The sequence below is a fragment of the Candidatus Abawacabacteria bacterium genome, from assembly GCA_016207805.1.
Taxonomy (GTDB): Bacteria; Patescibacteriota; Gracilibacteria; order RBG-16-42-10; family RBG-16-42-10; genus JACQZO01.
In genome coordinates this window covers 50,362-74,261 of record JACQZO010000007.1, presented here as the reverse complement: position 1 = coordinate 74,261, position 23,900 = coordinate 50,362, and the positions used below count along the sequence as shown (strand labels likewise).

Below are 23,900 nucleotides of genomic sequence, written 5' to 3'. Positions count from 1 at the left end.
CTTTCGCTTTGATACTACTTTAAATAGTCATTATTTCAGCAGATTTCTTTTCGGTGAGCTCATCAACGACTTGATTGCCTTCATCGATTAACTTTTGTAATTCTTTTTCTTGCTGAAAAAACATATCCTCGGGCAAAGTACCTGCTTCTTTTTCTTTTTTGAGCATATTCAAGGCTTCATGACGTGCGTTACGCAAAGTGACCTTAGAGTCTTCACTGATCTGCTTAACAGTTTTAACTAAGTTTTTTCTTTTCTCCTCTGTTGGTTTGGGGATGGGGATAATTAAGCCACTACTGTTACTTTGTGGATTGAGTCCTAGAGGTGATGTCTGGATAGCTTTTTCGATAGCGCTCACCAATCCCTTATCCCATGGCTGAATACTAATAGTACTGGCATCAGGAGTATTAATCGTTGCCACACTTTTTAGCGACATCATGCTGCCATAGCTTTCTACCATAATGTCTTCAACCAAGGCGGTAGAGGCTCGTCCTGCCTGGATCTGACTAAAGGCGTGTTTGAGATGATCAATGGCTTGCCCGCTGGTAGCTTTAGCTTGTTGTAAGGCAACGTGCATAAGAATTACAAATTATGGATTATGAATTACAAATGGGTGCCAAACCAGAACAAATGATTAGTTAGCGATACTTACCTTGATAATTTTAACATCTTTTACTGGCCTATCTTTTAGTCTCGGATCATCCTTTCGGGTTGGTACATTGACTATTTTATCAACAATATCCAATCCTTCAATTACTTTACCAAATACTGCGTGACGGCCATCAAGGAACGTGTTATCAACTATATTAATAAAAAACTGACTGCCATTAGTATTAGGGCCTCTATTAGCCATAGACATAGTACCTCGTACATTGCTGAGATTTTTTACCAACTCATCATTGAAAGTGTAACCAGGTCCACCAGTGCCATCATTGTAGGGATCAGCATCTTTAGAATTAGGATCGCCAGTTTGAGCCATAAAATTAGGAATAACACGATGAAAAATGACACCATCATAAAATCCTTCCCTGGCCAATTTAAGAAAGTTTTCTACTGTTAATGGGGTTTGATCCTTGAAGAGTTCGATTTTAACCATTCCCATAGAAGTCTCCATAGTAACCATTGGATTTGAAGCTGGTTGAGAAGTAGGCGCCATAGTAGAAGTTGGTAAAGCAGTTACTGTTGGTTGGGCTGAAGGTGTTATAGAGGATTGACTGCAGGAACTAAGCACTAGCGTTGTGACTGCTAAGCTAAAAAAAGATAGTTTTTTCATATTAACCATTTAAAGAAAATCTTGTAAAACGACGGATCTGAACGTTTTCGCCTGTTTTACCAATCATTTCCTTCACATAATCATTGATGGTGATATCCGGGTTCTTGACGTATTGCTGTGTAAGTAATGAGACTTCATTTCTAAATTTGTCCAATTTTGCAGCGACAATTTTCTTTACAATCTCTTCTGGTTTATTCTCATTTTTCATTTGCTCACTATAGATTTCTGCTTCTTTTTCGACCAGTTCAGCTGGCACATCTTCTGGGGAAAGATAGAGGGGATTAGCTGCTGCCACATGCATAGCCACATCCTTACAAAAATTTTGAAAATTGTCGGTACGAGCGACAAAATCAGTCTCACAATTTATTTCTACCAAAGTACCTACAGTATTATTAGAATGGATATAAGACACCACTAAACCTTTGGCGGTAGTTCTAGTAGCTTTTTCTCCTGCTTTGGCAATACCTTTTTTACGTAAAATATCAATTGCCTTATCAGCGTCGCCACCGCTTTCTTCTAATGCTTTTTTACAATCCATCATGCCCAAGCCAGTTCTCTGGCGTAATTCATTTACCTGCTGTGAAGTAATAGCCATATGTGTAAAATTAAAGATTCTAAATTCTAGATTCTAGATGAAACACCAAAAAATTAAAGTAGACTTTATTCTTTGCTCTTTGCTTTTTGTACTTTTGCTGGAGCTTTTTCTGCTGCTTCTTTCTCAGCCATTACCTCTGCAGAAATTTCGAGTTTGTCGATTGGTTTAGCCTGGGCACTATTGTCTCTTTTTCTCTCTTGTCCTTCATCTCGGGTAGGAGCGTAAGCCTTGCGACCTTGTTGAATGGCATCGCTGGCTGCAGAAATAATCATATTAAGTGAGCGCAATGCATCATCATTAGCGGGAATGACATAATCTACTAGATCTGGATCGGAGTTAGAGTCACAAATAGCGACAATAGCAATCCCCATTTTCTTTGCTTCAACAATAGCGAGTCGGTCACGTACTGCATCTGCCACAAAGATAACATCAGGCAGTGATTTGAGGATTTTTACTCCTTCTAGCACTTCATTCAGTTTGCCAATGGTGCGTTTGAACATCAAAGCTTCTTTCTTGGTATATTTCTTAGTAAGTTCACCGCTTTCAATGTCTCCTTCGAGAGAGATTAAATATTGAATACGTTTTTTAACCGTAGGGAAATTGGTCAAAAAACCACCCGGCCAACGATTGGCAAGATATGGTACATTTGCCTTTTTGGCTTCCACAGGTAAAATTTCAGAAGTTTGATTTTTGGTGCTGACAAACAAAATGCTCTTACCAATGCTCGCTTGGTTGTAGAGAAATTGTAAGGCATTATTGAGCGCGTGAGCAGTTTGCTCCAAATCAAAAATATGAATTCCATGTCTCTTACCATAGAGATAGGATTTCATTTTAGGGTTCCATCGTTGCGTACGATGACCGAAGTGAACGCCTGCTTGGAGCAGGTCTTGCATAGAAATGGTCATAAACCTTGGGTTATTGTAGTTAGCCTTCATTTTGCTCCGAGCACATCAGCATTGATGCGAGGTTGGAACAATCTAGCTAATTACTAAGATATAAAGCGCTAAGAGAGTATAGGACCTGCCAGATACTGTCAAACATGTTCATCCTGCTAGACTAAGCGGACAATTCCCGATAGGCTTTAGCTGAGATAGTTGAGATTCTAGCCTTGATAATTCCTTATGCTTATTGCTTGTAATTGGAAACAGTATTTATCTCCTGCTGAAGAAATTACTCTTTTTAAACATATTATAGAAGCAAATTTGCCTCAGCCAATAGTAGTTTTCCCTAGCACGCTATCTCTTGTTGCTCTCCGCCCCTTAGCCAACCAGAATGTCGCTCTTGGTGTGCAAGACTTTGCTCCAATTGATGAACCAGTAGTTACTGGTAGTGTCCGAATTAGTAATATTGAAGAGGAGTGGCTAATGATAGCTCATTCTGAAGAAAGAAAGCTTTTTCATGAGACATTTGCTGATTTCCAAAAGAAACTATTACTAGCTCTCGATCATGACAAGAAAGTAATCCTCTGTGTGGGCGAACCAGAAAAGCTACCACTGGAAAGAGTGCTTACTTTAGTCAGAGATGAACTAACAAAATTTGAAGACTGTATCAAAGGACGATTCGCTCAAGTGGTTATTGCTTATGAACCCTGGTGGGCAGTGGCATCAGATCTCTATCCTACTCAAGAGCAGATTCAGGCTGTCATGGATATGATTCACTCTCTGGGATTCTCTCAAGTACTTTATGGCGGTTCCGTCAGCGCAGAAAATCTAGCTCAAATATCAGTTCCCGGCTTAGGCGGCTTCTTAATAGGAAGAGCCTCAACCACCATAGACAATCTAAAATCTATTCTATCGCTTATCTAGTCTAGATATACTAGGAGCTAATACTTCTGCCCCCTGCCTTCTGCCTTCATCAATGCCTCAATTCCCGGCAATGTCTCTTTCGCCAAAAACTCTAACATTGCTCCACCACCCAATGAAGTAAAAGTGATCTTGGTGCTTAGGGGATGATTTTGAATGGCAGCCAAAGTTTCGCCGCCACCAACAATACTCATAATTCCTGGTTTGGCTATTGCCTCTAAAATGGCCAGGGTACCATCTTGGAAGTGAATATCCTCACATTTCCCCATGGGACCGGCCCATACTACTGTTCTGGCTTTTTCTATTAGATGGGCAAAAAGTAGCTGGGTTTGTTTGCCAATGTCCAGATATTGATTATGGTCTTCGTTAAAATCTAAAGGGAGTACGATTTTATCTTTATGTTCTTGATAGAGCTGACGACAAATAGGGAACATGGCATCTTCAGTATATGATTGCTTTACGTTCTTACCCAAGGCTTGGTAAAAAGTATTAGCTGCTGCTCCACCGATGAGCACATGATCTACCTTTGATAGTAAATGTTTCAACACTGCTAATTTGTCTGATACTTTCTTGCCACCAATTATCAAGAGTACTGGTGGTTTGGGCTGATGGAGAATATAACTTAAGCTGTTATATTCATGAGCAAAGGCAAATCCTGCGTAACTAGGTAAAAATTGAGTAATACCAACTACTGAGCTATGAGTCCGATGGCTTACTGAAAAGGCATCATTGACGTAAATGTCTGCTAATTGAGCTAATTGCTTGCTAAAGACGCTATCATTTTTCTCTTCACCGGAATAAAAACGGATATTTTCCAAAAGGGTAATACCGCTTTGTGGCTGATACTCTTCTAACTTTTGTAGTATTATTTTTTCTTGTAGTAGCTCTTCTATCTCTGGCAGTAGGGGAAGAAATGATAATTGTGGCGCAGGGCTGCCTTGAGGCTTGCCTAAATGAGCAACTAAAATAATTCGTGCTTCCTTCTTTTTCAAAAACCGAATAGTAGCCAAATGATTAGTAATTCTCTGACTATCTAAAATATTTCCCTTAGCGTCAATCGGCACATTGAAGTCAACCCGCAAAAGTACCCGCATGTTTCTCGGAAATTCGTTATCAATGATTTTTAACTGGTTTTCTCCTTGTCGCATAATCTTATTCCTAGTATTCAATTCAGCATTCAGCTGTCATCCTGAGCTCGCCGAAGGACAGAATTAATTTAATAGATGTCCCACCAAATTGGCCAAATCCACCAACCGCTGGGTATAGCCCCATTCATTGTCATACCAGGCAACAATACTAGCCAAATGTTTGCCGACTACATCGGTAGAAAGAGCATCAATGATACTTGAGTGAGTATCTCCTTTGAAGTCGCTGGACACTAATGGCTCATCACTCACTGCTAAATAATCTTGCATATCTCCTGTTGCTGCTCTACGAAACATATCATTCATTGCTACTTTACTGGTTTCTTTTTCGAGATCAGCAACTAAATACAATATGGATACAGTACTAGTAGGTACTCGTAAAGATATGCCACTAATTTTACCTTTTAATGCTGGGATAACCTCAGTTGTGGCTAGGGTAGCTCCTGTGGTAGTAGGAATAATATTATCTCCCGCCGCACGAGCACGGCGCAAATCGTGAGGATGAGAATTGTCTAATAGATTTTGATCGCTAGTGTAGGAATGAGTAGTACTCATATGGGCATACTTGATGCCATACTCTTTGTGCAAAAGATATACGATTGGTGTTAAACAATTGGTAGTACAGGAAGCATTAGCAATTACATGATGTTTGCTGGCATCATACTGTTTTTCGTTTACCCCCATGACAAATGTTCCATCGACATCTTTGCCAGGCGCAGAAATAATCACTTTTTTGACCCCATCGTGCAGATGTTTACTAGCAGTTTCTCTATCAGTAAATAAACCAGAGCATTCGATTACAATATCTACCTGTTTTTCTCCCCAAGGGATTTGCGCCGGTTCCACTATTTTGTAAATAGCAATTTCTTTATTATCAACCAAGATGCTTTTTTCTCCTGCACTCACTGTTCCTAGATAAGCTCCATAATTAGAATCATGCTTGAGAAGAAAAGCGTGAGACTCAGGATTGGAGCCTGAATTAATAGCCACTACTTCTAATAGAGGGTGATCCTTGAGGCTCCTTAAAAAAAGCCTACCGATACGACCAAATCCATTAATCCCGATGCGAATTTTGTTCATGTGTTTTTGTTTGATCTAAATATTATAGCATAGAGTTAATGAACCCAGAATCGGTGATTTGGCTTAATTGTCTAATAAATTGACTGCTGGTGATGATTCTTTTATAATCATTTTCCTGTTTTTTTATTATGTCTAATAAGCCAATGAAGTTGGAAGGCGGCACGGATGAGCTGTATGAACGTTTGGTGGAATTTTTTGCTCCCTTGGGGGCGCAGGTTCAAATTCTAGACACCGACATACCGGGTCACTATAATGTAATTTTCGTCTTAGCAAACCGGCGTTTTACTTTAGTAGTAGTGCAAGATCGAGATCATTGCTACTTCACTGATGATCTTCATGATGATATAGGAAACGATTTGCATGAACTGCTAAATTTCTCTCTGGATGGAGAAGTTACTAAGGGGTCAATAATACTTCTTAAAGCGCGATTGGAAGAACGGCTTTCTGTTCCGGCTACTGAAGTGATACCTGAAGAAGGACTCGTTCCTGCACATATATTAAGAGGCGTATCAGAAGAAACTGAATTAGCTAGAGTACTGCCTAATCGAGACGCCTGGAAAGAATTGCTGCTTTACAAAGACTTGCCAGCATTAGATCGCCAGGCAATAGCTGCTGCCCGTGGTCGTTATGCCAGTACTGCCTTCTTTCTTAGTAAAGTAGCGGCTGAGTTATTAGCTTGGGGTAGTGAATTACAAACGAAAATGTGCCGGCTTTTAGTGGTTCAAGATGAGCTAGAAGGTGCTATTCAGGATGATATTAAGATAGTTAGAGAGCTTATTGAAAGTGCTAATTTCCGATTTACTCCTGAAGAAGTGCGCGGCATTTTGGCTAGTCAACAACCACAAAATTTGGTTGATGACTTTGTCTCAGCTCTTTTGAATAAGCTAGAAATTGTCCCATTTAACTTTTTTACTAACCCAGGAATGCTGTGTGATCACTTTCTCAGGCTGCGAATAAAGTTAGCTGGAATCGCTTGGGTTCTAGCAGAAGAACAAAAACCCTTGGCTCTAAAATATCCAGGTTTGTTAAGATATTCAGCATTACGTGGAGCAACACTTCCTCCACCAGCGCGGGCGTCAATTGCTGGTCTACTAGATGCTTCTGTTGCTGAGCCGCCAGGTCACGTTCTAGTTAGTAATGTAGCTGCTGTTATTCATCCTCCATCGGTTCGTAAACAACCTGTGACCCAGGCAGAAAAGCTTGAAAGAGATTCTGCTATTTTGCGGCAACAGATTTTCACTCGGCGCAGGATTGGTTTAGTGGCGGGCGCATTATGTGCCATAATTATTGGTGGTGTAGTAAAAAGTTCTTCTACCACGAGCTCTTCAGGAACACGACCAGTTTCTGCTGAATTGCCATTAAGAACTGGAGTACCTTCTGTGTCGGTAGCGTCTCGGCCAATCAGACCAACTGTACCGACAAACAATGAGCAAGGTATTCAGCACGCTCCAGGAATTAGCTCATCAGTAGCAAACCCATCAGTGCCGCGATCTTTCGCTATTTATGTTGTTGATACAGTGATGGTTACGGGTAGAACCTCAATAGTACGACCAACACTTACTGAATTTGCCAATTCGCACCGAACGCAGCTCCAGGAGTGTTTTCGTGGCGATAAACCGGTAATTTCCCACTTTGTGAGAACTGTAGGGGCCAATCCGGCTGTGCATCGATTATTGAGGACACACCCCCGCTTTACTATTGGTTGGGACAATACTAACTGTAATAAAGTTTTTGTTGGTCTTGACCCTGTATTAATTGATGATCAGCAAACACCGCTAGCTAATACTATTAGTATTGATCTAAGTGCGAGATAAATTGTATGAGTCTAGACAACCACTTGGACATTAGTCAGTCATATCCTCCTCAATTATGGATTTTGCTTGTAGATTTACCCACATTTGCCACTGTTTCATCGGTGGATAGGGATGGGGGGATAAGAATTTTTGTTGGGGGCTGCACTATTTGTATTCAGGAGACACAAAGTGGACAATATGATGTGATGACAGTTTTGGATTCTACCAATACTGATATCACCGCATCGATAGATGCTGCTACTGAAGATGGTGTCAAAGCGCTTCAATTACGTGCCCTAGTAAATTATTTATATCAACGTTATGAAAAGGCTTCGGCTTCGGAATTGACTGAGATTGCAGGTACTGCACTGCTTAATGCCGATGCAGAGGTTTGTGAAGTTTCCTTGATACCAGATGAGAATCTAGAATCAACAGATGCTGTTGGGGTACCGGAGGCTGGTCCAGAGACGTTCTTAAGAGAAATGCTGGTCGCTGTTTTTTGTGATTGTCCCTATGAAGTCGAAGCTAGAGGCCAGGGTATGTTTGATATTGTGGTTAGTCGACCTGCAGGAGGTTTTGCCATTAAATTGTTCGTAACTTTTAAATCAGCTGGTTTTGTGCTTGATAAAGTTATTTATATTAAGGCAGGTAGCGTTACGAAGCTGGTAGACAAAGAGGTGTTTTTGTCAGTGGAACTTTTGCTTGGTATCAAGAAAGAATTATATGGGGAAGGGCCGACTGGATGGTTAGAGAAGACTCGCGCTATGCTTATTAATACACTGAGAAAGAAATGATCAAGACTCTTTCTTTTGACAAAACAAAAAGCACTCTTTACACTACTCGCGTCTCTTTATTTTGTTTATGAAAACAGCAATCCATCCAGAATACTTTATGAAAGTTACAGCCACATGTGTATGTGGAGCCACTTATGATGTGAGTTCAACAAAAGAGAAACTCGATACAGAAATCTGTTCTGCTTGTCATCCTTTTTATACTGGTAAAACTAAGATCTTGGACACAGCTGGTCGTGTAGATCGATTTAAGCAAAAGTTGCAGGCTGCCGAAAAAGCCCGTGCTGACAAACAGAAGAAACCTGCAGATGCAGAAGAAGAACTGCTTAGTAATACCGAAAATACTGCAGAGTTGGTGGCAGCAGAAGCAAAACCAGCAAAAGCAAAAAAAGTAGCTAAGAAAAAATAAATTCCAAGTATGCTTGATAAGGTTGCAGCTCTACGTCAGGAGTTTGCAGATCTTGAAAAGCAGCTTGCTGATCCCTCGCTCTTCAAAGATCGCAAAAAACATGAGAGTGTCGCCAAGCGTCATTCTGAATTAAGTGCGATTATTGAAGTTGCTAATGAGTTGGAAAGCCTTTTAAAAGAAAAAAACGATACAGAAGCATTACTAAATAGTGATAGTGATGCTTCTCTGCAAACAATGGCTAAAGAAGAGTTGGTGACACTTGGTAATCAAATTACCGAGTTAGAAGATAAACTTAAGCTGCTCTTGGTGCCCAAGGATCCCAATGATGAGAAAAGTGTCATCCTAGAAGTACGAGCTGGTACAGGTGGCGATGAGGCTGGTTTGTTTGGTGCTGACTTGCTACGTATGTATACCCGCTATGCTGAAAAACAAGGCTGGAAAGCAGAATTGATGCATGCTAGTTATGGCGAGCTTGGCGCTGTCAAAGAAGTGATTATTATGATTAAGGGACAAGGTGCCTTTGGTAAATTGCGTAATGAGAGTGGTGTCCATCGTGTCCAGCGCATTCCGGCAACAGAAGGAGCTGGTCGTATTCATACGTCGACAGCTACTATTTCTGTGTTGCCTGAAGCAGAGGAAGCGGATATCAATATCAAAGCTGAAGATATTCGCGTCGATGTTTTTCGGGCTGGGGGTCATGGGGGGCAAAGTGTTAATACCACTGACTCAGCTGTGCGTATTACTCATTTAGCTACTGGTACGGTAGTTACTTGTCAGGATGAAAAGTCTCAACAGAAAAATCGTGCCAAGGCGATGAAGGTATTGCGTTCTCGTTTGTTGGCGCAAGAAATCGAGCGATTAAATAATGAAAGAACATCAATGCGAAGATCTCAGATCGGCACTGGAGATCGTAGTGAAAAAATTCGGACATACAATTTCCCTCAAGATAGAATCACTGATCATCGTATTCAGCAAAGTTGGTCTGGGATAGTACAAAAAATGGATGGCGCGATTGATGATATTATTGAAGCACTAAGTTTGGCTCAAGAGCAGGCTAATCTTTCAGCTTAATATGCTTAAAGATCATCTGCTTTATTGGTTTCATCATCTATTTCGTCCGGAAAGTTTAGAAAACAAAGAATGGCTAATGTGGAAACTGCTTAACGATGACCGTAAATTCCATGGCTTGAAGTCTTTGGCAATGCAGAATGACTTGAGACTGGTAGCCCGGGCTCATTCCAATCAAATGGCCGAACAGGACTTTTTTGCCCATGTGGATCCCCAAAATCGCGATCCGGGTGATCGAATTCGGGGAGCGGGAATTACCGATGTTGCTTTTGGTGAGAATCTCGCCAAGATGCGGGGTTTTGATGATGTTACCGAAGAAGCAGAGAAAGCTTTGATGAAAAGTCCTGGTCACCGAGCGAATATTCTTACTGCTAGTTTTAATTGTGTTGGTGTAGGAGTGATCAAGGCCAAAGATGAAACATTTTATTTTACCCAAAACTTTGCCAGAAGATTTCTTCGCTTGAATACTCGCAAAAAGTATTACAAGTGCAATCGTCCTTTAATCTTTTGGCCGTCAACTTTAGAGACGTTTAGCCAAATGGCCTTACAAGAAAAGTATGAGAAGCCCTTTTCTTTTCATTATACGGTTCAAGGGAATAAAGTTCGGCTAGAACTTACTTTGCTAGAACGAGGACGTTATGAATTTGAAATTTTGGTACAGCCTATGGATGAAAAGAAGTACTATATTAGTAATGTCTTACATTTGCGTGCTTATAGCAATATTTTTGATCGCTTCTTAGTATGAGGCTCATTGATAGTCATTGCCATATTCATTTAGCCGAATTCGATGGAGACCGATCAGCAGTTATTGATCGAGCATTAGCCGCTGGAGTTGAACATATCATAGTGGTAGGCAATGATCATGCCACCAATCAAGTATTGATCAAGCAAGTTGCGCAACTTAATCATTGTTCTATCACTCTCGGTATTCATCCACATCATGTATCGGAATGGAATGAAATTGTTGCTGGTTGGTTAGAAACTATGTTGCATGAGCATTCAATAGTAGCTATAGGCGAAACTGGTTTAGATTATTTTCGCAATCCTCATTCTCCAGAGCTCCAGGAGCAAGTGATGCGGGCCCAGATTGAATTAGCTATGAAGTACAATTTGCCGGTAGTTTTTCACGTTAGAGATGCATTTTTAGCTGCGCAAAGAATAATTGCGGAATATACTGGTTTGCGATTTATTATGCACTGTTTTACCGGTACAGAAAGAGATATTGAGTGGATCATCGCTCTCGGAGGCTTTATCTCTTTAAGTGGTATTGTCACTTTCGCTAAAGCTACTGAGCTGCAAATAATAGCCCAAAAGATTCCTGCCGACGCTCTGCTCATTGAAACTGATGCTCCTTTTCTTGCACCCGAGCCAATGCGTGGTAAAAGATGTGAGCCTGCTTTTTTACCAGCGACCTTACAAAAGTTAGCACAGCTAAGGAATATAGAACCAGAACTTTTGGCCGAGCAGGTTTATCACAATACTAAAAGAGCCTTTGGCTTCGGAGATAACGCCAAGCTGTCAGTAGAGTGACAATTAGGGAAATACCTAGGGCTGCACCCAGTAGTATAGTTGTTATTGGTAAAGCATTAATTTCTAGAAAACGAACGATATTTACCGTCGGACTATCAAAGTACTGCATGGTCAATGGCGTCAGCTTTACTGCTATGGCTACTAAGACAGCAGAAGCTAATAATGTACTGAAAATGCTTAACAAAACACTTTCCCAAATAAAGGGTGAGAGTATTCGGCGAAAGCTGGCTCCTACCACTTGCATGATAGAGAGTTCTCGTTTTCTCTGTTGTAAGCTCAATTGTACTGTAGCCACAATAATTAATACCCCGATCACAATAAATAGCGTAATAAAAAAATAAAGAAAGTACTTTACGGTATCAGTAATACCGATTAATTGTTCAATGCGACTCCTTTCGCTGAAATTGTCTCTGGCCTTAGTAAGATTGATAATAGTACTATTTTCTCTCCGATCAAGAAAATTTAATACCTCCTGGTAATCTTTGGGATCTTTCACATTGATGCGGATCAGTGCTGGTAAGGGATTATTGATATTGTAAGTTTGTAAAAACTCAGTGAGATCGGGATGATCTTTGCGGAATATTTCTAAAGCGTCATTCTTGCTTATATATGTCACGCTTCTGATCGCAGGGAGAATCTCAATCTCTTTAATTAAAGTCTGGACTTTTTCTAATGGTACATTTTCTTGCACCTCGATACTGACATCCAATTTAGCATTAACGATGCGAATCGCTTCTTCGGTGATGAAGCTCACTATAATTGCCGTACCAATAGTAGTTAATACTAAGGCCATGATAAAAACTGTGGCAACACTACGCAGAAAGTTCCGTCGCAACTCACGCAAAGTTTTTAATGAAGCTGATGTGAAACTAGTTTTATGTGTTTCAGTTTCAGCCTGAGGACCAATGGCGGAAAAATGTTTTCGTCTAAATAGCTGACTTTTTATTTTAGTACTTAGTTTAATACTTTTTTCTTTGGCACTTTGCCAAACTGAATGCAAGGCTGTTGTACCTTTGCTAGCAATGCTTGGTTCCTTTTTGAGGCTAGTTACTTGCAGATAAACTTTTTGACTATTTTTGGCAGAGTCTGACATCCTTTTGCTTGAGATTCAGATGAATATTATACTGTTCCTGCTTTAGCGGCAATTATGCATCAGATATTGATTTCACACCCTAGTGAATTTGATTTATACATTCCCCAAATTCTCGCAGCGGTACCAGCCAGTAAACTTATTTTTCTGCATGGCGAGCTAGGTGCCGGAAAAACAACTTTTACTCAGCGCTTAGGTAAATACCTGGGTGTGACACGCCCTATTGTTAGTCCTACCTTTACTTATATTCGGGAATATGACGCTAAAGATCAGAGAAAGTTGTATCATTTAGATTTATACCGTTTTGTAGGCAATATTGATGATATTTTTCCGGCACCAGATCTTGATCAGGTAGCCTATATATGTATTGAATGGCCAGAGCGAGTGCCCGAGTTATTATTGCAACCACATTTAGATATTACCCTTAGTTACCATGCAGAAACTGAAAGAAATATTGTTTGGTAAAAATTGGCTGTCATTTTTGTTCATGCTATTTAGCGTGGTACTTTTAGTAAATGTGATAGATTTGGTGCGCTCTGTATTTTGGCATATCGAGACTCCCTGGTTAGCATTCGTTTGGGGGTATAGTTTACAAACAAGTATATTTCTTTTCACTGTTTACTTTTGGTTCTTTCGCCGCTTCCCCAATGAAAGAAAACGTATTTCTTTTCATAACACTGGCTACTTTCAGCTAGTGGGGAATGTGTTGTTGATATTTCTTTGCTACTTTACTTTTGTTGGCTTATTGTTTTCAGTAGCACAATACTGGGGCATAGATTCCATTCCAGGCTTGAGTGAACAGCCATCTTTGCTTGAACCTCTGGGCCAAGGGGTAGGGGTGATTGCCGCTTTAATTATTGCGATATTCATTGCCCCCACAGTAGAAGAATATATTTTTCGTGGTTGGGGTATGATATGTCTTCCAGTAGAGCGGTATCCCTATATTTCTTTTCTGGCCAATGCAATATTTTTTGGCTTATTACACTTTCAGATTGGCAGTATTATTCCCTTATTATTTTTAGGTTTTATGTTGGCTTGGGTGCGATTTAGGACAAATTCTTTATTACCTGGAATTGTTTTTCATGTAGTTAATAATTGTTTAGCCTTTATAGCTGACTATAGCATGATGAATAGCAAATAGTGATAACTATGGATGATATTACTTGGCATGGTTGAGATTTTTGGGGAAATGACCTAGATTGGTCCTCCACTAAAAGTATGTTTTGTATTTAGATGCTTTAATCTATTGTCATTTGTTGATAATCCTGTCATAATAATAAGATTCTTTAAAACAAGTTTATGGGTGTTTTCAGCGATCAGGGGTTTGAAAAACCAAATGCACCTCGCGCACCAAGTGTTACCCCTCCTACAGTAGTAGCCCCAGCTTCCGATGGCTTGAAATTGAGTAATGTCTTGCGATCAGCTGAACCTGTGGCAACGAATGTCGGAAATATTCGGGAAATAACCATGGTGGGGGATTACTCGGCAGTAGTCGAAAAGGTGGTCACTCCCTATGGTCAAGTGGGAAGCGGTATGCGTCTTTTTGATGGCAATGGACGTGTTCCTGATGGTAGCAAAGATCGGATGGCACTTTGTCAAATACGGATAGAGGAAGCCGTGCAAAATTTTGACGCGTTACGCTCATCTCAAAGTTCAGTTGGTCAATTACTGGAGACTGATCGTCCCATGACTGATTGGCAAGTCGCTGATAAATATGGTCAGGTATTCAGTCGCGGTGGGCGATCACTTTCATTTGCAACCATGCTGGCAATTGGTTTTGCTAATAAAGCAAATAATCTACCACCGGCTTTTGTTGCCCAAATAGAAGAACTGGTAGCGAAGCAAACACGGCTGAATGTAGACAAAGTTCAACGTGATGCCATCAAAAACTTGGGAATGCAAATTGTTGATGGCTATGCATCTGTAGTGCCTTTTAACGGAGAACAATATCTGATAGTGCGTGGTGTCAATAAAGCTGGCATAGCCTTTCAAATGACTGCTAATGGGGCTCCATTACCACCTCGCGACTGGGGTAAGTTTGCACCATGGGCTTTGGCTAATCCCGCCTTACCAGATGCAGAAAAAGTTGTCCAGAAGTTTGCGACGCTACCTGAGCTTAAACCTATTGATGATAATCATTGTGTGCTGGTAGAAACACCCATGATTTCAATCAGAGATGTGACATCTGGAAATTTTACGACCAAGTTTTCAGACAATATGCCCAACGTTGGCAACAACTTTTGCCTATCGAGAGACAAAAAAAGATTTTTTTACTGTACTTCAAGCAGGCCTGGAAGTGTAATTGGTGTTGATTTGACTACTTATCAGAAAACTGAATATCCACTGAAAAACAATTTTGCCACAGTTTCAAATTTACAAGTGGATCCTAGCGGCACTTTTTTTATTCTTAATGCCGGTGATAATGTGATCGTGATCGAGATCGCTACCGGCGAACAAGCTGCTGTGATACCAAGTTTGTCTCATGTGCATTTAGATCAAAATGGCAAATTACGTGCTGTCGACAAGGCTGGCTACTTGGTGACAGCGGAGCCAGATTTTGCCACTCTATCTGCCGAGTTAAAAGTAAAACGAGCAGTCGCTCAATTAGCAATACCGGCAGCAGCTACCAGTGCACAGCCTGCTGCAGGTCTCGCAGTAGCAGCACCACGGGCTCCACAATTGTCTCAAGCGGTACAAGTGCGATTAAAACCTAGTAAAGATGCGTTGACAGCGCGCTTTATTCCTGAAGTCCAGGCGGCCACAACTTTAGAAAGAGCCGAAGAACTTACTGCAGCTTTACAAATAGCCAAAAAAGATATAGTAGCGTCAGGATCAACTGCTCTCGAAACAGACTATATAGCAAGCGATGTTGAAGCTGCTCTTCACCAAAAAACACTACTGTTTGCTCGAGCTAGAATGGCCGCTGCTGTTGTCACGACCCGCGCTGCAATTGGCAACTTTACCCTAGTGAATGCCTTAGCTTTAAAGAACGAATTAGAAGCACTGGCGCAGTTTAGATCCCAGGTTGATACAGTTTTAGCACAAGAAGTAAGCGATGCTTATGCTACTGTAGAAGGTGAATTGGTAGGATTGTACAATAATACTGCCGCTAGAATACAACCTGATCTTGATGCCATTGCTAATGAGGTGCGCAAAGAAGTGGATGCTATGATTAATGAAAGTGATTTAGACACATGGAAAAAGTTGAAGTTGCCAGCCGTGAGAGCTCGGTTGCGCCAATTGGAAACTGCTTGTCCTTCTGGTGCAGCTCAAGCACGAGGAGCAATAGCTAATGCTTTATTGATAGTAAACAATGCAGTAAGAGATTGCCAATTTGCTATGGATGCCAAAAAGGCAGAAGCTATGCGATTGGCAGAAGAAAAGAAACATCAGGCTCGCAGTATGGTTCGAGTAGATATTGATGACTTAATTGCTCAGGCTAAACGTCGACAATTTAGTGACAGAGCTGCCTTGGAAGTATTTATGCAAGGACCGGAGGGACATGCATTGACCTTAACCATTGCTGCTGTTCGTGGCCATGATATTCACGGCGCAGATGAACTTGAGGCTCATTTACAGGCGCAAGTGGCTCAACTCGCTGGTGAAATTGAAAGAACGGCAAAGTTGCAAACTGGCACTAATGGTGCTCGTGAGGTGCGTCTGGGCAACGATTCATTTCCTTATTATCAAGTTCCTGTAGTAGCCAAAGTAACTCAAGTGAGACCGCAATTTGATTTGGTATTCAAAATGGATGAGAGCTCACGAGGAAATGGAAAGTCAGCTCAGGACTTCAAGGGTGAGCCTGAACTTGAAATGACTGTCGGAGCTAGTAAGAGGAGAATACCCTTATGGAGTATGTCATCTGAAGTAGAACAGTATGCTGGTATCAGTCAATATCGTGGTCAAGAAGTACCTGCTACTTATATGACAGTAAAAGAATTTGCTGCATTCAAGAGAGATGCTGGTAATTGGGACGCTGTGAAGGCTGAAGCAAAAAGGCTAAGAGATGAAATTCACACCAAATATGCTGTTGGTAAGAAGCGCTGGGGAGTTGCTAAAAGTCTTTCCGTTACTAAGAATGCAATTACCGCCGAAGATGGTAGTGTGCTTCGACCGGCAATTACGGATGCAGCAGAGATTGCTGCCTATGATCAATGGCGTGCGAGCTGTACAGCTGCTGTGGAGGCCTATGGCAAATATTGTGCTGAGCATCATGTGATTCAACTTCGCCAATTAGAGCGCTTAGAAAAAAGCAGCGCCCCTGCTAGTATCGGAAATGCAGAAATAGCTGAAAATAGAGTGCCCAAATGGCAAGACGGCTGGGTATTGGATGAAACAGCCGAAGAATATTTGGCTCAAATGGCACGTTTTTTCAAAATGCAATTAGCATTGGGACATGACTTTACTTTACTTAAAGGACATGCCGGTACTGGTAAAGATGTTCTCATAGAAATTTTTGCTCATTTAACCGGCCGCCCATTATTTTCTTTCAACTGTACTAAGTGGACAGATGAATTTGCTCTTTGTGAAGATATTCAGCTCCAAGTAGAAGGAGGAGCTAGTCAGACAATTAGGGTACCTTCAATTATTGTCCAGGGTATGCAAACACCTGGTGCGATAATCAATCTTAATGAATTCAATGGTATGCCTGAGCATGGTCAGCTTTTTATGCATGCTCTTTTTGATCATAAGCGCTCTATGACTTCAAATGCAGCAGGTGGAAAAGTGATCAAAGCTGCAGCAGGAGTAGTATTTACGGGATCAGCCAATATCGGTTACCCAGGTACTTTTGATATCCAAATGGCTACTCAGAGTCGTATGACTGAAATTAAAGTAGCTTATCCGCCATTACAAAATGCTGCAGGTGACTATACTGTTTCGGAGGCTTGGCGTGTAGCTAGATCTGTCCCTTCCTTGAAAGATATGTCTATTGAGTCTGATCCTAAGCGTAACAAATTTGTGGCTCATTGGCATAAATATGTAAATAAGGCGACACCCCAGCAGACCTTAACTCCACTTACTCCTGTACAGCAGTTTGATTTGGAAGTGATTTTGGCTTTAACTCAATTTACCGACAAGTTGCGTAAAGAATTTGTGAAAAGTTTAGGGAAAGGAAAACCTGGTAGTAAAGGCCTTCCCGTTAATTTACCAGTAACTGGCCGTGAAATGCGGCGCTGTGCCTATTTGCTTGGGCAAGTACCTGACAAACAAAAGACTGACAAAAATGCACTCAACTACCTGAATGCTGATAAATTGGCAAAACAATTATTGGAAGAAGTATTTTTGGCTCATTTTGATGATGAGGATGATGTGCAAAAGATAAAGGCTGGTATGAATTCTTGGACATCAGTTCGTAAGCCATAATAAGACTAGCCAATGAAAAAACCATCAGCTGCTCCTAGTCATAGACCTAAAGTAGATGCCCATTTGCGTGAACGCATTCATGAAGCAGAAGCTATTAGTCATGCATCAGAAATTCGGGTATTGCCAGGAAAAGATTGGGGACATTGGTATGGCACCACACCGGCAGCAGCAGTAGCACAAAAGCTCTTGGAGGGTAAAACTGAACCAAGTGATAAAAGTGTGCAAGATGCTTTGCGTCCCAAGGCGCTAATCTATAAAGCAGATGATGTAAAAGCCTATGGTGTTGATCCTATCATTGCCAGAGTTCGCATGTCTTCTACGCGAGCTACCAATGATGATTATAGTCGCCGAGCGCACTTTTATGCCGCATTCTTTGATAAAGAAGTAGATGTTCCCACTTTGAACACTGTGTACGATGATTTGACGTTTTGTGCTGTGGTGCATGAAGGCATGGAGAATCTAGGTGCTACTGGGCGTGATCAGCTCCAGCAAGCGATGTCATTACAAGGACAAAAGTTGGTGGCTGGGTTAAAGACAAATAGCGGCTTTGGTAAAGTTTTGGATCTTTTACAATTGAAATGGCTAAATACCCAAGGAGTTGTTTCTGATCCTGAGTATGTACGTTTACAGAGCTTGCTTGATACGGGAGAAAAAGATCTTTTTGATTACCTCTTCCCGCATTACGAGAAGTTCTCTCAAACACGAGATAGAAAAGCATTTGAAAGGCTGCGTGATTGTATTGTTGAGATAGTGAAAGATAAGCCTGATGAGCCCAATCCTATTGATGATCCCGAAAAAACTCAGGTCATTAATCCTGATCAACCTGGCGGTGTGCCAATGCCACCTCCGGGCGGTGAAGGAGACCCTGCTATTCCTCCTGAGGATGCTGATGAATATCATACTCCACCACCATCACCTTCAGGTGGAGGCCCCGATGAAGGTAATGATACGATGAAAAGCAGGCCATTTTTTGTCATTGAAGCTCGTGGTACTAGTCAAAAGCCTTTATTGGGCTATTATTGCCGAGGCCACAAAAGTTATTTTGATAAGAATACTTTGACCTGGAGTAAGAAAAAAGTATTAGGTCCTTACACGAGAAGTGTGCCTGGAGATCATCGCTTTGCTATCACCGGTTATGTGACCACTGGCATTACCGCTATTCCTATTCCTGATGGTTATGAATTGGATGCTAGCAAGCTGACAGTAAGCGGTGGTGTGAAAGTGGATCTGCTGCGTGATCAGAATGGCTGTTTTTATGCCCAGTCATCATCTCCAGTTGAAATATCAGTAGAGTTTGTTAAAGAAGATAATCCCTTTGAAAGCCCACCAATAGCTCAAGATACAGAGTCTCTCTATACCGGAGCCCTTTCCGCTGCTACTGAAGCTTTACTTGCTTCAGTGCGTGGTAGTGGAGCTGGTGCTGAAGCTATTGCTTTAAAAGTACAGAAGTATTTACGCAGCAATCATGTGTATCCAGGTGGTGGTGATCTCCAAGCGGCCCAAAGAGTGCAGCATCAGATTCGCTCTACTTCAAATGCTAGTAATTATGTTCAGAACCTGGATGCAGCGAAACATCTGGAATGTTATTCTACTGCCCATTTAGCCATTGCTTTATTACGCAATCTTGGTGTGCCTGCTCGTTTAGTAGTAGGAGACCATATAGATTCTTCTAAAAAAGGTAAGGCCAGTATCGATAATACTACTGGTCACGCCTGGGTCGTAATCTGGAATGGTAATCGTTGGGTACGTATAGATCCCACACCTCCACCTGATCCTGCTGAGAAGAAGAAAAAGGACAAAAAAGATAAACAGCAAGGCAAGCAGAAAGAGAAAAATGACGGCGGTGAAAAAGCTGATGATGGGGGTATGGAAGGTGATAAAAGTGGCAGTGCTGATTCGGGTGATGAATCAGGAGATCCTGGGGATGAAAGTGGCGATCAGACACCTGGGGAACCAGGTCAGGACTCAGGAGATGGTGAGGGAGAGAAAAGTGATCAACCTGGTGAAAAGCCAGAAAGTATGGAAGATATTGTCGAGCAACTTAAAGACAGAGCCGAGCAAAGAGCCAGGGAAGAAGCTCAAAAGGTTGATGATAGAGATGTCGATGATGCCCAGAAAGAGCTTGATAATGCTAAAAAGAAATTGGATCAAATGGAGGAAGCCAAACAAAAGATGAAGCAAAAAGTTTCTGAAGATGGGACTGATAAGTCTTTTAAGGATTTGGAAAAGTTACGTGAAAATCTTGACAAGGAAGAGCTACTTGATGATATGAAAAAGGAAATTGAAGAAATTATTGACGCTGTCGAAGAGCAAAAGAAACAAGAATTGCAAGAAAAGTTAGACAAGCTCGAAGAGGATGGATTTATTGATGAAGCAGAGAAAAAGAGAATGGAAGCGGAACTAAAAAAGGACAATCCTCAAGCGTTAGATCGATTGGCACTGGAAATTGAACGTGATGCGGTACTTCATGACCAATATGAATTAATCAAAGAAGAGGTCGCTGACGTGGTGGATCAATGGTATGAGTACTTTGTGGAGCGCCTGCCAAAAAGAGTTGATGCTCGAATTGCAGATTATGCTGGGGCTCGTAGAGGAAAATTGGATAAAAAAGCCATGGGCCGTCCAATTGCGATACAAACTGGTAAGGTATTTCGCCCCCGTGAATGGACTAGCTCTACTGAGCCAATGTTCTTAGCTGCATTTTTAGTGGATGTGAGTGATTCTATGGATGGACCGGTTCATGATGAACAATATCGTATAATAGAACCTAGTAAACTCAAGGCAGTGTTAAAGGTGCTAATTGCTCTCTGTGAACTTTTATCACGTATTAAGAAAGAATATGGTTATGTGCGCTTTTCTATTGATGTGTTTGCTGACTATATGAGAAGAATTAAAGGGTTTGAGCAGGACTATGATTCACGAGAACGCTATGATTTCGGTAATGGGGCTCAGTCAACTATCAAAGCTCGTCTCATGCAACATGTTTACACTAACGGAGGAACTGAAATGCTCCCAGCAATTGGTCAGGTGGCAGAGGATCTCAATGCCCAAAAAGAACAATATCCAGAATATGCTTCTGCCTTTTACTTTATGGGTGATGGTGGTGATAGTAGTGGCAATGGTCCTCGAATAAGAAGAATGCTTACTGACGCCAGAAGTCCTTGGGGTATGGAGGATCATATGGTATCTGCGATTATGTTAGGAAATCAATCACAGTTTCGTGTGCTAGCAGATATATTTGGTGATGATAATACTACGGTAGCGCCATCTTTTAATGAATTATTCAGGGCTACGATGGAAAACTTTGATCAACAGATGGAAGCTTATATAAGAAAAATGAACCTTGGCTAATTATGTCACATCGCCTACCAAGACATACAGAATCTACTAGATCAGTTGAAGTTAGAAAGTTTATTTCGCCAACGAAGCGAACTCGCTTAGCTTTGCTATTTGCTGGCTTACTACCATTTTTAGCCTGTAGTTCTAGATCTTCAGACAATAACAATCATCATAATCCTGCTCCTCCAGTAGCAAGTGCCGGTGATGCTGCTACCAATAGCAATGAAGAAGAGCATGACTGCAATGAAGATGGTGGTTGTGAAAGTGATGCTGGTGTTGAAGACGATGCAGGTAGTGAAGATGAAGATGTTCATGAATCAGGACCAGTGATAACTGACACAGATGAAGGTGTTGATTTGGGGGACTTTTCTCCTACTGAAGGCATGGGACAATCGGTTAGATCTTTAGCTACTGCCTTACGCGCCAGGCCGAGGAGTGACAATGCTATCGTCACTTTTATCAATCCTTTACCGACAGGGTGGCAGCTTTGTGGAACAGCTATTTTGCCAGGAGTGATAGCTAGAGCGGGAAGACAGCGAAATCAAGATTGGTGGGACTCGGCTAGAGAGCGTCTCAATCACCATACTTGTACAACTATTGATACTGCGCGAGAATTGCCATTTGGTTTCCCTATAGACACTGATAGTACTTTCGCTGCTGTTTCTAATTATGCAGAAAGACCAATTAGACCAGGATCTCGCCTTTCGATGAGAGAACATCTGCGCCGAAACTTTATGATTGCGTTTCACGAAACAGAATTATATAGATTTTTGGAAGCTAGATCACCAGATCTTGCTAGCCAGTTTGCCCGTTTAGTAACTAATGGTATTCCCGCTCAAGAAACATCTTTCGGAGCCAATATTACTATCAGTAGAACAGGTGCTGTGGGTATAATGCAAACACAAAGGTCTTCCTATGCCGATGCTCGTCGCAATTCTGCTTGGAACCGAGCGTTTCGTGGTAGCAACGGTCGACCTATGCGAGTCAGTTTTGCTTCGGTTGCTCAAACACCTTGGCAATCAGCTCGCGTAGCAGCATTAGAGTTTGATAATATTTTCCGCCATTTTAGAAGCAAATGGGCTGAACCGAATCACCCAGTGTGGCGCTATCCCGAAGCATTTCTTGTTCCTGCTCTCATTGGAGCTTATCATAGTGGACCGACACGAATTTCCAATATGCTCGATCGCCGACTTGCTGATAGTGATATGCAAGATTTGCTTAGGGGCGAAGATCGAGAAGCTATTTTGAATCAGGGCTATATCAGAGCCAGTACACAATACTTTCTCAATCGTACTGATGGCTTTTTTGGTCGAGCATCAGTCCCATACCCTCTACTGATATATACTTGGGATGCTTTATTTGAAGGTGATAATGATACGGAACCAAGTGATGTTGGAGCTAGTCCTTCTGTGTCTCCTACCGAAACTTCACACAATGGTGAAATGCTAGGTGAGGCATTTAATCGTTGGGCACATGCTCGATTAGAAGATATAAAAACTCAGCGATTTGTGAGAGTAGAAAATGCGCCGGCCTTGGGCGCTAGAGTTCCTTTTAATCGTGATGCTTGGAATTTTGCTACTAGGAATGTCAGTCAGGGAAATATTCGGGTCCATGCCTGGCTCATGAGGAATGATGCTCTGGCGAGAAGATTAGCTGGTGGTGTGGCTAATGATGCAGTATTAGAGTCTACGGTACAGGGAATGGTGCATGATCATACTTTTGTAGCCGCTGATCCACATCGACGTCCTTTACTTGCTTTCGATCCAGCCAATATCACTGAGCAATGGCGTCGGGTGATTCGTGCTGATCATGTGCCGGTTGTCGAAAAACTGACTGAAGAACTTAATGCTATCTTGAGAACTGGTGGCATGAACCCAGAGCTTTTCGTCATACCAATGATCAATAGTACAGTAAGAAGTAGAGCTGCCAATAATCGATTGCGTGGTCATAGCCCGCGCAGTGCACATTTGACTGGAGCTGCTATCGATATGAGCAGAAGACAATATGTAGTGATGCGTCGTATGCGAAATGGTAGCTATCAACGTGCGATTAGCAGTATTGATTCAGAAAGCTATTTTCAAGCCCTGATTCAGGCCAGTGTGCGACTTGCTCGCCAAGGCATGCTCTTTGTTCGTTATCATGGGCCACCACAACATTTCCATATTGTGCCAAGAGTGCGAAGAGCTAGATAAGAAATTTGGATTCCTAGATTCTAGATTGAAAACCAGGACATTTTCAACCTGACTTTTTTTCCCTGTGTTTTTCAATTCGTAATTTGTAATTCGTAATCCGTAATTTTCTTTACCTTCTATCTCTCCTATGTTACCCTCTGCCTGCTCTTAATTTTCATTTATTTATCTATGGACCGAGCAAAAAAGAAAACAGTGATTTCTAAGTTTGCTGCGCATGCCAAAGATACGGGATCAATCAAGGTGCAAATTGCCTTGGTTAGCCAACGTATCGATGACTTGACGAAGCATTTGGAAAAGCACAAAAAAGACAATCACTCACGCCGTGGCCTGCTAATGTTGGTAGGTAAGCGTCGCAAACTCATGGCTTATTTTAAAACTATCGATCCCACTGGCTATGAGGCTTTCACTCAAGAAGTTGGGCTTCGTAAATAA

General features: G+C 41.5%; 20 protein-coding genes. 13 read left to right on the top strand and 7 right to left on the bottom strand.

Annotation, left to right across the window (positions count from 1 at the left end; translation table 11 throughout):
- Window positions 1-19: 19 nt before the first annotated feature.
- The 4 genes from frr to rpsB form a co-directional block, all read right to left on the bottom strand.
- Window positions 20-574: a ribosome recycling factor gene (gene frr / locus HY817_02005; protein MBI4836010.1), complete on the bottom strand. Its 555-nt coding sequence runs from the start codon at window positions 572-574 to the stop codon at window positions 20-22.
- Window positions 575-631: 57 nt separating this feature from the next.
- On the bottom strand, window positions 632-1,153 hold the full coding sequence (locus HY817_02000) for a peptidylprolyl isomerase (protein ID MBI4836009.1): 522 nt from the start codon (window positions 1,151-1,153) through the stop codon (window positions 632-634).
- Between the two features lie 118 nt (window positions 1,154-1,271).
- Complete coding sequence (gene tsf, locus HY817_01995) at window positions 1,272-1,865, bottom strand: translation elongation factor Ts (GenBank protein ID MBI4836008.1); 594 nt, start codon at window positions 1,863-1,865, stop codon at window positions 1,272-1,274.
- A gap of 65 nt (window positions 1,866-1,930) precedes the next feature.
- Window positions 1,931-2,758, bottom strand: coding sequence for a 30S ribosomal protein S2 (rpsB, locus tag HY817_01990; GenBank protein MBI4836007.1), 828 nt, complete (start codon window positions 2,756-2,758; stop codon window positions 1,931-1,933).
- Window positions 2,759-2,986: 228 nt separating this feature from the next.
- Here rpsB and HY817_01985 point away from each other — a divergent pair, with 228 nt between their 5' ends.
- Window positions 2,987-3,670, top strand: coding sequence for a triosephosphate isomerase (locus HY817_01985; GenBank protein MBI4836006.1), 684 nt, complete (start codon window positions 2,987-2,989; stop codon window positions 3,668-3,670).
- Window positions 3,671-3,687: 17 nt separating this feature from the next.
- Here the strand turns inward: HY817_01985 and HY817_01980 are convergent, their stop codons facing one another.
- A complete protein-coding gene (locus HY817_01980) occupies window positions 3,688-4,815 on the bottom strand; it encodes a phosphoglycerate kinase (protein MBI4836005.1) in 1,128 nt (375 codons plus the stop codon).
- A 63-nt stretch (window positions 4,816-4,878) separates the two neighbouring features.
- On the bottom strand, window positions 4,879-5,892 hold the full coding sequence (gap, locus tag HY817_01975) for a type I glyceraldehyde-3-phosphate dehydrogenase (protein MBI4836004.1): 1,014 nt from the start codon (window positions 5,890-5,892) through the stop codon (window positions 4,879-4,881).
- A 128-nt stretch (window positions 5,893-6,020) separates the two neighbouring features.
- Here gap and HY817_01970 point away from each other — a divergent pair, with 128 nt between their 5' ends.
- From HY817_01970 to HY817_01945, 6 genes are all read left to right on the top strand, one after another.
- The gene (locus tag HY817_01970) at window positions 6,021-7,706 is read left to right on the top strand and encodes a hypothetical protein (GenBank protein MBI4836003.1); all 1,686 of its coding nucleotides are present in this window, start codon (window positions 6,021-6,023) and stop codon (window positions 7,704-7,706) included.
- 5 nt (window positions 7,707-7,711) lie between these two features.
- Window positions 7,712-8,479 (top strand): hypothetical protein, encoded by a 768-nt coding sequence (locus tag HY817_01965; GenBank protein ID MBI4836002.1) that lies wholly within the window; start codon window positions 7,712-7,714, stop codon window positions 8,477-8,479.
- A 67-nt stretch (window positions 8,480-8,546) separates the two neighbouring features.
- Window positions 8,547-8,885 carry a 50S ribosomal protein L31 gene (gene rpmE, locus HY817_01960; GenBank protein ID MBI4836001.1) on the top strand — a complete coding sequence of 113 codons (339 nt, stop codon included), beginning with the start codon at window positions 8,547-8,549 and terminating at the stop codon, window positions 8,883-8,885.
- A gap of 9 nt (window positions 8,886-8,894) precedes the next feature.
- A complete protein-coding gene (gene prfA, locus HY817_01955; protein MBI4836000.1) occupies window positions 8,895-9,956 on the top strand; it encodes a peptide chain release factor 1 in 1,062 nt (353 codons plus the stop codon).
- Between the two features lies 1 nt (window position 9,957).
- Window positions 9,958-10,698 carry a CAP domain-containing protein gene (locus HY817_01950; GenBank protein ID MBI4835999.1) on the top strand — a complete coding sequence of 247 codons (741 nt, stop codon included), beginning with the start codon at window positions 9,958-9,960 and terminating at the stop codon, window positions 10,696-10,698.
- Window positions 10,695-11,483 (top strand): TatD family hydrolase, encoded by a 789-nt coding sequence (locus HY817_01945; GenBank protein MBI4835998.1) that lies wholly within the window; start codon window positions 10,695-10,697, stop codon window positions 11,481-11,483. Before HY817_01950 ends, HY817_01945 begins: the two co-directional genes overlap by 4 nt.
- Here HY817_01945 and HY817_01940 read toward each other — a convergent pair.
- Entirely contained in the window at window positions 11,434-12,576 is a 1,143-nt protein-coding gene (locus HY817_01940; GenBank protein MBI4835997.1) for an FtsX-like permease family protein, read from the bottom strand. The two genes, HY817_01945 and HY817_01940, sit on opposite strands and share 50 nt — an antisense overlap.
- Window positions 12,577-12,630: 54 nt before the next feature.
- On the opposite strand from HY817_01940, the gene tsaE reads away from it, so the two are divergent.
- The 6 genes from tsaE to rpsO all read left to right on the top strand — a co-directional run bounded on the left by tsaE (window position 12,631) and on the right by rpsO (window position 23,900).
- The gene (gene tsaE / locus HY817_01935; protein MBI4835996.1) at window positions 12,631-13,038 is read left to right on the top strand and encodes a tRNA (adenosine(37)-N6)-threonylcarbamoyltransferase complex ATPase subunit type 1 TsaE; all 408 of its coding nucleotides are present in this window, start codon (window positions 12,631-12,633) and stop codon (window positions 13,036-13,038) included.
- Window positions 13,007-13,714 carry a CPBP family intramembrane metalloprotease gene (locus tag HY817_01930; GenBank protein ID MBI4835995.1) on the top strand — a complete coding sequence of 236 codons (708 nt, stop codon included), beginning with the start codon at window positions 13,007-13,009 and terminating at the stop codon, window positions 13,712-13,714. Before tsaE ends, HY817_01930 begins: the two co-directional genes overlap by 32 nt.
- Window positions 13,715-13,872: 158 nt before the next feature.
- Window positions 13,873-17,937, top strand: coding sequence for an AAA family ATPase (locus tag HY817_01925; protein MBI4835994.1), 4,065 nt, complete (start codon window positions 13,873-13,875; stop codon window positions 17,935-17,937).
- A 12-nt stretch (window positions 17,938-17,949) separates the two neighbouring features.
- A complete protein-coding gene (locus HY817_01920) occupies window positions 17,950-21,288 on the top strand; it encodes a hypothetical protein (GenBank protein MBI4835993.1) in 3,339 nt (1,112 codons plus the stop codon).
- Window positions 21,289-21,290: 2 nt separating this feature from the next.
- Window positions 21,291-23,468, top strand: a complete 2,178-nt coding sequence (locus HY817_01915) for a hypothetical protein (protein ID MBI4835992.1) — start codon at window positions 21,291-21,293, stop codon at window positions 23,466-23,468.
- Window positions 23,469-23,636: 168 nt separating this feature from the next.
- Window positions 23,637-23,900 carry a 30S ribosomal protein S15 gene (rpsO, locus tag HY817_01910; GenBank protein MBI4835991.1) on the top strand — a complete coding sequence of 88 codons (264 nt, stop codon included), beginning with the start codon at window positions 23,637-23,639 and terminating at the stop codon, window positions 23,898-23,900.

What these genes read in the sequence shown, in the direction of transcription:
- HY817_01985 (MBI4836006.1), top strand. Translation starts at nt 2,987, where the DNA reads ATGCTTATTGCTTGTAATTGGAAACAGTATTTATCTCCTGCTGAAGAA.
- tsaE (MBI4835996.1), top strand. Translation starts at nt 12,631, where the DNA reads ATGCATCAGATATTGATTTCACACCCTAGTGAATTTGATTTATACATT.
- frr (MBI4836010.1), bottom strand. Translation starts at nt 574, where the DNA reads ATGCACGTTGCCTTACAACAAGCTAAAGCTACCAGCGGGCAAGCCATT.
- gap (MBI4836004.1), bottom strand. Translation starts at nt 5,892, where the DNA reads ATGAACAAAATTCGCATCGGGATTAATGGATTTGGTCGTATCGGTAGG.
- HY817_01925 (MBI4835994.1), top strand. Translation starts at nt 13,873, where the DNA reads ATGGGTGTTTTCAGCGATCAGGGGTTTGAAAAACCAAATGCACCTCGC.
- rpsO (MBI4835991.1), top strand. Translation starts at nt 23,637, where the DNA reads ATGGACCGAGCAAAAAAGAAAACAGTGATTTCTAAGTTTGCTGCGCAT.
- HY817_01970 (MBI4836003.1), top strand. Translation starts at nt 6,021, where the DNA reads ATGTCTAATAAGCCAATGAAGTTGGAAGGCGGCACGGATGAGCTGTAT.
- HY817_01965 (MBI4836002.1), top strand. Translation starts at nt 7,712, where the DNA reads ATGAGTCTAGACAACCACTTGGACATTAGTCAGTCATATCCTCCTCAA.
- prfA (MBI4836000.1), top strand. Translation starts at nt 8,895, where the DNA reads ATGCTTGATAAGGTTGCAGCTCTACGTCAGGAGTTTGCAGATCTTGAA.
- HY817_01915 (MBI4835992.1), top strand. Translation starts at nt 21,291, where the DNA reads ATGTCACATCGCCTACCAAGACATACAGAATCTACTAGATCAGTTGAA.
- tsf (MBI4836008.1), bottom strand. Translation starts at nt 1,865, where the DNA reads ATGGCTATTACTTCACAGCAGGTAAATGAATTACGCCAGAGAACTGGC.
- HY817_01930 (MBI4835995.1), top strand. Translation starts at nt 13,007, where the DNA reads ATGCAGAAACTGAAAGAAATATTGTTTGGTAAAAATTGGCTGTCATTT.
- rpmE (MBI4836001.1), top strand. Translation starts at nt 8,547, where the DNA reads ATGAAAACAGCAATCCATCCAGAATACTTTATGAAAGTTACAGCCACA.
- HY817_01920 (MBI4835993.1), top strand. Translation starts at nt 17,950, where the DNA reads ATGAAAAAACCATCAGCTGCTCCTAGTCATAGACCTAAAGTAGATGCC.
- HY817_01945 (MBI4835998.1), top strand. Translation starts at nt 10,695, where the DNA reads ATGAGGCTCATTGATAGTCATTGCCATATTCATTTAGCCGAATTCGAT.
- HY817_01950 (MBI4835999.1), top strand. Translation starts at nt 9,958, where the DNA reads ATGCTTAAAGATCATCTGCTTTATTGGTTTCATCATCTATTTCGTCCG.
- HY817_01980 (MBI4836005.1), bottom strand. Translation starts at nt 4,815, where the DNA reads ATGCGACAAGGAGAAAACCAGTTAAAAATCATTGATAACGAATTTCCG.
- rpsB (MBI4836007.1), bottom strand. Translation starts at nt 2,758, where the DNA reads ATGCAAGACCTGCTCCAAGCAGGCGTTCACTTCGGTCATCGTACGCAA.
- HY817_02000 (MBI4836009.1), bottom strand. Translation starts at nt 1,153, where the DNA reads ATGGCGCCTACTTCTCAACCAGCTTCAAATCCAATGGTTACTATGGAG.
- HY817_01940 (MBI4835997.1), bottom strand. Translation starts at nt 12,576, where the DNA reads ATGTCAGACTCTGCCAAAAATAGTCAAAAAGTTTATCTGCAAGTAACT.